This is a genomic window from Mesorhizobium sp. M7A.F.Ca.US.006.04.2.1 (assembly GCF_004022915.1).
GTDB lineage: Bacteria > Pseudomonadota > Alphaproteobacteria > Rhizobiales > Rhizobiaceae > Mesorhizobium > Mesorhizobium ciceri.
The window spans coordinates 1-5883 of sequence record NZ_RZQA01000380.1 but is presented as its reverse complement, the minus strand read 5'-3'; the positions used below and the strand labels follow the sequence as shown (position 1 = coordinate 5883).

Genomic DNA, 5883 nt, shown 5'->3' with positions numbered 1-5883 from the left:
GCGCTCGGTGTAGATCGAGGCGCCATAGACGGTCTTGCCGTCGATCTCGCGCTTCTGGAAGAACTCGGCGACCTGCTTCAACTGGTCGAAAGTGGTTGGCGGGCCGAGATCCCAACCGTACTTCTCCTTGAATTCCTTCTGCAGTTCCGGCTTGGAGAACCAGTCCTTGCGGTAGGTCCAGCCGACGACGTCGCCCATGGCCGGCAGCGCCCAGTAGTTCGGCGTGTTCTTCGGCCATTCCGAATAGCCGACGACGGTTGCCGGCACGAAATCGTCCATGCTGATCTTCTCCTTGTCGAAGAAGTCGTTCAGCTTGACGTAATGGCCGTTCTCGGCAGCGCCGCCGATCCACTGGCTGTCACCGATGATCAGGTCGCACAATTTGCCGTGCGAGTTCAGTTCGTTGAGAAAACGGTCGGCATAGTTGGTCCACGGCACGAACTCGAATTTCATGCCGATACCGGTTTCCTTGGTAAAATCCTTGGACAGTTCGACAAGTGCGTTGGCCGGGTCCCAGGCGGCCCAGCACAGGGTCAGGTCTTCAGCGTGCGCGACGTTCGCGACGGCTGTCGACGCTGTGATTGCCGAGGTCAGTCCCAACGCCAGTTTCAAGCTCGATTTCATGACTTCCTCCCATTTGCGAAACGCGCCCGGATGACGGTTTCAAAAAGCCCTCAACCCCTCTCCTCAGGGGCCCAAACATGGCTGCGCGGTTACACTGCAGATGTTTAGTAATTTGTTTAGTGATGCAATTTTTACTAAACAAGGCAAGCGAATTCGTTGCTGCGCCGCAGCATGCTTATGGCGATGTCTGAAAACGTTGGGAAAAGCGCGGGTCGCTGGCTGGTTTACCGAAGCTGTTCAGGCCGATTCTGACCGGGACGTGGGGCAGGCTCGGCTTTCAATCTACCCTTCTGGTGCTCACCATCACCTTGCGGATCGCCGGCGCCGGCGGCAGCAGCGCGCGGATATCGGCGAACGGGAACGACGGTTCGAAACGGAAGGCTTCGGCCGATGAGCCTTGCGCGCCGTTGCACTGGCCGGCGCGAAAGGCGTTCTGTGTCCGCGCAATGTCGACGAAGCGGTCGGGATCCTGCGATTGATGCATGCGGATCGCCTCGGCCTTGACGTCGGCATGGGCGGAAATGTCGACATAGTGCGTCGGCGAAAAACCGGTGCCGCCCATCGTGTCGGCATGCAGCACTGGGACGGCGAAAGACGCCGCGATACGAACGCCGTCCGACAGCGCGCGATGGTCTGCATGATAATCGTTGGGCGCATGCGTGATCACCAGATCCGGGCCGATTTGACCGATCAGTGCTTTCAGAGCTCCAATCAGCGCTGCATCGGCCACCAGCTCGCCGTCCGGGAAGTCGAGGAAGCGTGGCACTGCGCCTACCAGCGCGGCCGCGGCCGTTGCTTCGTCGCGACGGACACGAGCGAGAACAGCGGGATCACTTGTGCCGCCCCTGGCACCATCCGTGGCCATGGCAAAAGTGAGTTCTGCGCCTTGCGCAGCATAGGCGGCCATCGTACCGAACATGAAGATCTCGATGTCGTCCGGATGCGCACCGAGCGCCAGGATTTTCAAACCACTCTCTCCCCGGAATTGGAACAACGTGACGAACGGAATCCTGCTCGCCCTGATCGCCTACGCAAGCTATTCGGGTAGCGATGCCGTTGTCAAAAGCCTGGGCGGTCAGCTCACGATCTTCGAGATCGGCTTTTTCATAACCTTGTTCGCGGGCTTCTTCCTGTTCTTCACGCGGCCCGCGGGCGAACGTTGGCGCGATTTCTGGCGCACCAGAAGGCCATGGGCGGTGCAGGCGCGTGCCTGGGCGGGCATCGCTTCCGGCGTGCTCAGTGTCTACGCCTTCACCACCATTCCGCTGGCCGAGTCCTATGCGTTGATATTCCTGGCGCCGCTCTGCGTCACCATTCTCTCCACGGTGATCCTCAAGGAGAAGGTCGGCCCCTGGCGCTGGCTGGCGGTGGTCGCCGGTTTCGCCGGTGTCATGCTGGTGGTGCGGCCGGGCTTTCGCGAGCTCAATCTCGGCCACCTTGCCGCCTTCGGTGTTGCCTTCCTCGCCGCCACCAGCGTCATCCTGATGCGCTCGCTGGCGCAGCAGGAAAAGCGCACCACCATGCTCGGCGTGCTGGTCGGCTACGGCCTGCTGTTCAACGGCATCGGTGCCGCCGCCACCTCGTTCACCGTTCCCGACGGCAAGCAGTTGCTGTGGTTGGTGGCGGCCGGTGCCTTCACAGCAGGTGGACAATTCCTTCAACTGCTGGCCATGAAATACGCGCCTGCCAACCGGGTCGTGCCGACGCATTATTCGCAGATCGCCTGGGCGGTGATCCTCGGCGCGTTGTTTTTCCAGGAATATCCGGACGGGCTGTCGCTGGTTGGCCTGGCGGTCGTTGGCGGCGCCGGCCTGTTGACCATGGTGCGTGAGGAAGCGCGGCTGGGGACCGTGCGCTGGAACCCGTTTTCGCGTACCCGGCTTTGAACCGACTCTGGTTGCGCCGTGGCCGTAACCGCTGATATGCGGGCGCCATGACCACAAAACCCCTGCCGGAGCTTCCTGTGTCCGTCGTGCTGCCGGCGCTGAGGGAAGCGCTTGGCGATGGCAACAGCGCCGTGCTGGTGGCGCCGCCCGGCGCTGGCAAGACCACGCTGGTGCCGCTGGCGCTGCTTGACGCGCCTTGGCTCGGCGCCGGCAAGATCATCCTGCTTGAACCGCGCCGCCTCGCCGCTCGCGCCGCCGCTCGCCGGATGGCTGAGTTGCTTGGTGAGGAACCCGGCGCCACCGTCGGCTACGCCATGCGCATGGAAAACCGCATTTCGGCAAAGACCAGGATCGTGGTCGTCACCGAAGGCGTGCTGGCGCGCATGATCCTCGACGATCCCGAACTGCCCGGTGTTTCGGCTGTCATTTTCGACGAATTCCACGAGCGTTCGCTCGACGGCGATTTCGGTCTCGCTCTGGCGCTCGACGTGCAGGGGGCGCTCAGGCCGGATCTGCGCTTGGCTGTGATGTCGGCGACGCTCGACGGCGCGCGCGTCGCCAAACTCATGTCGGGCGCGCCGGTCGTCGAAAGCGAGGGTCGCGCCTTTCCCGTCGATATCCGTTATGACGAACGGCCGGCCGGCATCGCCATCGAGGACGCGATGGCCAAGGCGATCCGCGCCGCCCTTGCCGACGAGAGCGGCAGCGTCCTTGCCTTCCTGCCCGGCCAGCGCGAGATCGAGCGCACCGCCGAACGGCTGGCCGGCAAGGTCGGCACCGATACCGACATCGTCCCGCTCTACGGCATGCTGGACGGCAAGGCGCAGGACGCGGCGATCAAGCCGGCAACATCGGGCCGCCGCAAGGTGGTGCTGGCCACCTCGATAGCCGAAACCTCGATCACCATCGACGGCGTGCGCGTCGTCATCGATTCCGGCCTGTCGCGGCTGCCGCGCTATGAGCCGGCCAGTGGCTTGACCCGACTGGAGACCGTGCGTGTCAGCAAGGCTTCCGCCGACCAGCGCGCCGGCCGTGCCGGGCGCACGCAGCCAGGCGTCGCCATCCGGCTGTGGCGGGCCGAGCAAACGGCTGCACTTCCTGCTTTCACGCCGCCGGAAATCCTTGAGGCCGATCTGTCCGGACTGCTGCTCGATTGTGCTGCCTTCGGCGTTGCCGATCCGTCAGCGCTTGCTTTTCTCGATCCGCCGCCTGTTCCGGCCCTCAATGAGGCAAGGGGGCTACTGCGCGCGCTGGATGCCATCGACCACACGGGGCGCCTGACGGAGGCGGGTGCAGCGATGCGCAAGCTCGCTCTGCCGGTGCGGTTGGCGCATATGGTTGCCGAGGCATCCCGGAGCGGCCATGCCTTCGAGGCGGCAATGTTCGCCGTGCTCCTCACCGAACGCGGCCTCGGTGGCGACGGCGCCGATCTGGAGCGGCGGCTGATGCGTTTTCGCGGGGAAAGATCTCCGCGCGCTACCGCCGCCAAGCAACTCGCCGAAAGGCTGGCAAGGCAGGCTGGCGGGGCGAAGGGCAGCGAAGCTGCGGCGGGCGGTCCCCTGCTCGTGCACGCCTGGCCGGATCGGGTGGCGAAGGCGCGTGGCGAGCGTGGCCGTTTCGTGCTGGCCAACGGCTCCGGCGCCATGCTCGACGCCGCCGATCCGCTGGCGGGCGAGCCGTTTCTGGTCGTCGCCGACCTGCAGGGCAAGGCACAGAATGCGCGCATCACGGCGGCAGCGGCGATCGGCGAGGACGATGTCCGTGTCGCGTTGGCGGACAGGATCGAGGCGCGCCGTGAAACGAGCTTCGATCGGGACAAGCGCGCCGTGCGTGTACGTGAAACCGTGCGCCTTGGCGCCATCACGCTCGCCGAGCGCATGCTGCCGCCGCCAACGGGGGCCGACGCCGACCGCGCCGTCCTCGATGCCGTGCGCCAGCACGGGCTGTCGCTGCTGACCTGGAGCAAGGAGGCGCAAACGCTGCGCCAGCGGCTTGGCTGGCTGCAGCGCGGCCTGGGCGCGCCATGGCCCGATATGGCGGATGACGCGCTCGTCGAGCGCCTCGACGACTGGCTGCTGCCTTACCTCGCCGGCGCGGCATCGTTTGCCGCCATCGATGCAGGTGTTGTCTCGGCCGGACTGGCCAGCCTCGTGCCGCATGATCTGCAGCGCAGGATCGATACGCTGGCGCCAACCCATTTCGACGCTCCGTCCGGCAGCCATGTGCCTATCCGCTATGACAGCGAATGGCCGGTGCTGGCGGTTCGCGTGCAGGAACTGTTCGGGCTCGACCGGCATCCCGCCATCGCCAATGGCACTGTGCCGCTGACGCTCGAACTCCTGTCGCCGGCGCACCGGCCGATCCAGACGACGCGCGACCTGCCCGGCTTCTGGCGCGGCTCCTGGGCCGACGTACGCGCCGACATGCGCGGCCGCTATCCCAAGCATGTCTGGCCGGAAAACCCGCTGCTCGCCGCCGCCACCGCCCGGGCCAAGCCGCGCGGGACCTAGCCTTTGGAGCTTCGCGGCTGTAATTCATGGCCATGATCAACGTTTTGCGTTCGCCCGATTTCCAGCAGAGCCAGAGACTGCGCCTCAACACGCTAATCCGGTTGCGATGGCTTGCCATTGTCGGTCAGAGCCTGGCGGTGCTCGTCGTCGCCTATGGGCTGAAGTTTCCGCTGCCGGTCAGCCTCTGCTTTGCCCTGATCGCCTGTTCGGCCTGGATGAACCTGTTTCTCGCCTTTCGCTTTCCGGCGGCGCACCGGCTCACGCCGCTTGCGGCCTTCGGCATCCTCATCTTCGACAGCCTGCAGCTTGCCGGCCTGCTCTACATGACCGGCGGCCTCACCAATCCGTTCTCGCTGCTGATGACCGTGCCTGTCGTCATTTCGGCGACATCGCTGCCCCTGCGCCTGACTGCCATCCTCGGCGGGCTGGTCATGTCGGCGGCGACCTTTCTGGTCTTTGTCCATCTGCCGCTGCCCTGGCATGAGGATGCGCCGCTGGCCATGCCTTTTCTCTATGTCGCCGGCATGTGGATGGCGGTGCTGTCCTCGATCGCCTTCACCGCCATATATGCCTTCCGGGTGGCCGCCGAAGCCCGGCTTCTGGCCAATGCGCTCGCCGCAACAGAGCTGGTGCTGCAGCGCGAGCAGCACCTTTCGGCGCTCGACGGGCTGGCCGCCGCGGCCGCGCACGAGCTCGGCACGCCGCTCGCCACCATCGCGCTTGTCGCCAAGGAGATGGAAAAGGCGCTCGGCAAGGATCCGAAATACGGGGAAGACGTGACGCTGTTGCGTTCGCAGAGCGAGCGTTGCCGCGAGATTCTCAAGCGGCTGACCAGCCTGTCCTCGGAGGGTGAGGCGCATCTT

The 5883-nt window shown here is 65.1% G+C and carries 5 protein-coding genes; 3 read left to right on the top strand and 2 right to left on the bottom strand.

All coding sequences use genetic code 11. The features are described from left to right. Window positions 1–624 (bottom strand): ABC transporter substrate-binding protein (locus EN925_RS20005; protein ID WP_164894294.1); only part of this gene is annotated, 624 nt, incomplete at its 3' end. Window positions 625–901: 277 nt separating this feature from the next. Next, the gene (locus EN925_RS20000; RefSeq protein ID WP_063169898.1) at window positions 902–1591 is read right to left on the bottom strand and encodes a PIG-L deacetylase family protein; all 690 of its coding nucleotides are present in this window, start codon (window positions 1589–1591) and stop codon (window positions 902–904) included. A gap of 28 nt (window positions 1592–1619) precedes the next feature. On the opposite strand from EN925_RS20000, the gene EN925_RS19995 reads away from it, so the two are divergent. The 3 genes from EN925_RS19995 to EN925_RS19985 form a co-directional block, all read left to right on the top strand. Next, window positions 1620–2510, top strand: a complete 891-nt coding sequence (locus EN925_RS19995) for a DMT family transporter (protein WP_127369036.1) — start codon at window positions 1620–1622, stop codon at window positions 2508–2510. Between the two features lie 47 nt (window positions 2511–2557). Beyond that, entirely contained in the window at window positions 2558–5020 is a 2463-nt protein-coding gene (gene hrpB / locus EN925_RS19990) for an ATP-dependent helicase HrpB (RefSeq protein WP_128336841.1), read from the top strand. Between the two features lie 26 nt (window positions 5021–5046). After that, window positions 5047–5883 (top strand): ActS/PrrB/RegB family redox-sensitive histidine kinase (locus EN925_RS19985; protein ID WP_164894293.1); only part of this gene is annotated, 837 nt, incomplete at its 3' end.

Bases quoted from the DNA above. Each gene is read 5' to 3' on its own strand.
- hrpB (WP_128336841.1), top strand. From the start codon at position 2,558: ATGACCACAAAACCCCTGCCGGAGCTTCCTGTGTCCGTCGTGCTGCCG.